The 3,437-nt window shown below is 38.1% G+C and carries 3 protein-coding genes; all 3 read right to left on the bottom strand.

Features of this window, described 5'->3' with window-relative positions:
- Window positions 1-12 precede the first annotated feature (12 nt).
- On the bottom strand, window positions 13-1,929 hold the full coding sequence (locus RM697_RS13630) for an OmpA family protein (RefSeq protein WP_311428452.1): 1,917 nt from the start codon (window positions 1,927-1,929) through the stop codon (window positions 13-15).
- Window positions 1,930-1,950: 21 nt separating this feature from the next.
- Entirely contained in the window at window positions 1,951-2,856 is a 906-nt protein-coding gene (locus RM697_RS13625; protein ID WP_311428451.1) for a PorP/SprF family type IX secretion system membrane protein, read from the bottom strand.
- A gap of 63 nt (window positions 2,857-2,919) precedes the next feature.
- On the bottom strand, window positions 2,920-3,437 hold a 518-nt coding region (locus RM697_RS13620; RefSeq protein ID WP_311428450.1), incomplete at its 5' end, for a T9SS type B sorting domain-containing protein.

Raw genomic sequence — 3,437 nt, 5'->3', positions numbered from 1 at the left:
TTTTTGTAATTTTTATTGTTGTCCAGGTCCACCAGCGGTTATGATAAAGTCAGAGCGTCTGTTGGTTTGGTGTTGTTCTTCTGAGCATTTAGTGCCGCAATCTTCTTTAGGCTGGTTTTCGCCTTTACCCATTCCAGAGATTCTAGCTTTATCAATCCCTTTAGAGATGACGTAAGCTACTGTAGTTTTAGCACGTCTATCAGATAATCGTTCGTTGTAGGATGCAGAACCTCTATTATCAGTATGTGATTCTGCACTAATAACCATATCTGGATATTTTTGCATGATCTGTACGAGTTTATCTAGTTCAAAAGCGGCCTGTGCTGTGATATTAGATTTATCATAATCAAAATAAATAGGATTGAGTTCTATTTTATCTTCAACAATAAGTTTCTCTATTGGATCTAGAGCAATTGGTACTCTATTCTCTTCCTCTTGAGTACCTGCAACGGTAACACGCTTACTATCGTATTCCATCATGGTCACCTCTAAATCGTTAGTGGTATCACACTCTACAATAAACTCTGCCTCACCATTAGTGTTGGTTGTTTTAGAGTTTAGCTTATTACCCTCACTATCGTATTGCGTCACTGTGGCACCTGCTATCGGATTGCCTGTTTTATCGTCTGTAACAACAGCCATAAGTACTACATCACATAGTGGTTGTATTTTCTTTATAGCATAGACATCATCACTTCCTGCTCCACCTTCTCTGTTAGAGGATACAAAACCTTCTTCACTTTCTTCATCAAGGGTGAAAGCAAAATCATCGGCGTTAGAGTTTACAGGCACACCTACATTCCTGGCTGGTGCTTGTTTACCATCGATCATCTTGGTATAGAATACATCTAATCCTCCTAGACCTAAGTGACCATTAGAAGAGAAGTATAAATTACCATTACTACTACTGTAAGGAAACATCTCTTGGCCTTCTGTATTGACGTTCTGCCCTAAGTTCTCAGGATCCCCTAAAGTACCATCGGCATTAATGGATGCTTTATAAATATCGAACTTACCAAAACCTCCTGGCATGTCTGAGGCAAAGTACAAGGTCTTTCCGTCTGTGCTTACCGATGGGTTTTTTACAGAATAGTTTTGACTATTTATAGCAAAGCCTTCTACATTATCCCAATCATTACTTAGTTTACTGGCTTTAAATAAGTGAAGTACACCATAACGGTTTCTGGTGAGCGAATCTTTTTCAAATACTTTTTCAAAGTAACTCTCTCTAGAGAAATACATGGTGTTACCATCTGGTGAGAAAGAGACTAGGCCTTCGTGATATTTAGTGTTGATCTCATCATTCATAAGTGATGGTTCTTGATAGGATCCATCACTGTTCTTTGTGGCACTGTAGATATCTAAGAATGGTTGTTCGTTCCAACCATAGGTTCTTCGATTATCATTACGTGCTGAAGCAATGTATAGTGTGCCATTTTGTAATGTGCCTCCAAAATCAGATTGTTCTGAGTTTAATCCTTCTAGATTCTGAACATTAAACTTCTTACCTTTTTCTAAAATCTTAGGTAAATAGTCTGGATTCTTATTAAAGGCAATGGCTCTAATATCTCCAGGACGTGCTTTGGCAAACTTAGCCATCCACTCATTGGATGCTTCATACTTACCATTAGACTTTAGCATCTCTGCATACTTGTACATGGTCTCTGGATTAGAAGAACTCTCTAGTGCTTTGGCATACCAACGTTCTGCTTCTTCTGTATTAAAGATATTATAATACGACTCTGCAAGTTGGGTATAAACATAAGTGTCTCCTTTGCCATCGGCTACAAGTTTATTATAGTCTTCAGCAGCTTCTACAAACTCAAAACGAGTGAAGTGCTTATCGGCTTTTTTGGTGTCTTTATTCTGAGCAGCTAAGCTGAAACTACTCACAAGGGCTAATAATAGTATAGTTTTTAAATTTTTCATAAGGCTTATGAGCTTAACTGGTTAGAAATATCGTGGTGAACGTGAAACGCGTTTCGGGAAATTAAGATCAAACAACACAAAAAACTCATGTGATGATGGTCCAAAATCTCTAATCTCTGAGGATACCGAATCGTAAGCATAGCCTATTCTAATATCTGGCGTTACTAAAAAGTTGACCATTCCTGAGAATGAATCATCTAAACGATACGAGGCTCCAATCTCAAACTTCTCATAAAATAATGCGTTTACATTGACATCGAAGGATGTTGGTGCGCTAAAGGCAGATTTTACTAAAAACGATGGTTTTAACTTGGTATTTTCAGATAATTGAAACACATAACCACCTGTTATAAAATAATGATTAGTCTCTGAGCCAAGTTCAAAACCATTAGCGTCTAAGTGTACCGAGTTTAAAATATTAGGAACAGATCCTGCTAAGTAATAGTTGTCTGTGTAATAGAAAAATCCTGCACCTATATTTGGTGTCACCTTATTAACATCTTGTGAAAAGAAAGGATCGTTAGGATCGATGACAAAAACGCCTGATGTTCCTATATTATGAAACGTTGCCCCTGCTTTAAGGCCAAAGGCTAAGCGATGATCACCTCCTAATTGGAGCGTGTAGGAGAAATCGGCATAGGCATTGGTCTCTGTTACTGGACCTATTTGGTCAGTGATTAAAGAGAGTCCTAAACCTACTTTTTCACCTACTGGTAAATGACCGAAGAAGGTTCCTGTCTTTGGTGCATCATCGATACCTACCCATTGGGTACGATATAGTACGCCAAAAGAAAGATTCTCTCTAGAACCTGCATAGGCAGGATTAATGATGTTCATATTATACATGTACTGTGTGTACTGTGGATCTTGCTGACCATAGCTCTCTATAGCCAATAGCAAGACGAGTATAAGTGATAGTTTTTTCATTGAATTGTGTTTATAGTTCTCTTACATTTAAGAGAGCGTATTGGTTGTTGTTATAGTTAGTTGTTAACGGTTAATATAAACCCATGCTGTTTTACGTTTGGCGCCTCCTTCATAAACCACACTATAGAAATAAGTACCTACAGGGAGATCTTTACCATCATCTGTCTGACCATACCACTGATCTGTATAGTTGCTTTTAGAGTACACTAAACGTCCATGACGGTTGTAAATATCTAGTTGAACAACATTGAAATTACTCAAGTCAAAACGATCATTTAAACCATCTAATTCTCCTGGTGAAATACCTTGTGGAAACTCGCAGAATGGAAGCTCTATGACCGTAATATCTGTGGTGTTAAAACAACCTGTGTCATTAAAGGTTACTTCTATAGAATACACACCACCTTCTAATACTGGTAGGGTAAGACCTGTCTCTCCTGTGATTACATCACCATCCTTAAACCAGGCTATAGTAACGTCTGCTAAATTGTAATTCTCTGCCATGGCTACAACTTCTATAGGTACTGTCGCATCCGGACAAACCTCATAATCTATAGCACTTGAAAAACTCGTTAGGGGAA

It is taken from the genome of Microcosmobacter mediterraneus (genome assembly GCF_031846265.1).
GTDB classification, from domain to species: domain Bacteria; phylum Bacteroidota; class Bacteroidia; order Flavobacteriales; family Flavobacteriaceae; genus Microcosmobacter; species Microcosmobacter mediterraneus.
This window is presented reverse-complemented; position numbering and strand designations above follow the sequence as displayed.

What these genes read in the sequence shown, in the direction of transcription:
- RM697_RS13630 (WP_311428452.1), bottom strand. Translation starts at nt 1,929, where the DNA reads ATGAAAAATTTAAAAACTATACTATTATTAGCCCTTGTGAGTAGTTTC.
- RM697_RS13625 (WP_311428451.1), bottom strand. Translation starts at nt 2,856, where the DNA reads ATGAAAAAACTATCACTTATACTCGTCTTGCTATTGGCTATAGAGAGC.